Annotated in this window: 1 protein-coding gene; it reads left to right on the top strand. The window is 69.8% G+C overall.

Annotated features, from left to right (window positions below; translation table 11 throughout):
* Positions 1 to 83: 83 nt before the first annotated feature.
* Positions 84 to 652: helix-turn-helix domain-containing protein (locus DQ240_RS23065; protein WP_147262076.1), on the top strand; the 569-nt coding region annotated here is incomplete at its 3' end.

The raw sequence follows: 652 nt of genomic DNA, 5'->3' as shown, positions 1-652 counted from the left end.
TGACCACGGGGCTTCGGGTGAGGCGCGACAGTGTTGCGGTTGATGGTTGACAGCTGTTTCGGCTGATCCTTGACGCTCCCTCGATGAGGGAGTTGAGCGTGGCGGAACAGCGCTATCTGGCGGTGTTCGCGGTGATCGCCGAGGGCCATCCGGTGAATTCGGTGGCCCAGCAGTGGGGTGTCTCGCGGCAGACGCTGCATGCCTGGTTGGCCCGGTATGAGGACGGCGGGCTGGAGGCGTTGGCTGCTGATCGGTCGCATCGGCCGGCGTCGTGTCCGCATCAGATGGCGGCGGTGGTGGAGGCGGCGGTGCTGGAGTTGCGGCGTCAGCACCGGGCGTGGGGCCCACGGCGGCTGGTGGTGGAGCTGGCCCGCAGGCAGGTGACGCCGGTGCCGAGTGAGGCCGGGGTCTATCGGGCGTTGAAGCGGGCCGGGCTGATCGAGCCCGGCGCCCGGCAGCGGCGCAAGGAGGCGTGGAAACGCTGGGAGCGCGGGGCGCCGATGGAGTTGTGGCAGATGGATGTCGTGGGCGGCATCGGGCTGGCCGATGGCACCTCGGTCAAGGCGCTGACCGGGGTGGATGACCACTCACGGTTCTGCGTGAGCGCGGTGCTGATGCCGCGGGAACGCACCCGGGCGGTCTGCGACGGACT

Origin of the sequence: Blastococcus sp. TF02A-26 (assembly GCF_003319125.1) — a bacterium.
In the GTDB taxonomy this organism is placed as follows: domain Bacteria; phylum Actinomycetota; class Actinomycetes; order Mycobacteriales; family Geodermatophilaceae; genus Trujillonella.
The sequence above is the reverse complement of the archived record's forward strand: the minus strand, read 5'-3'. Positions and strand labels throughout refer to the sequence as shown.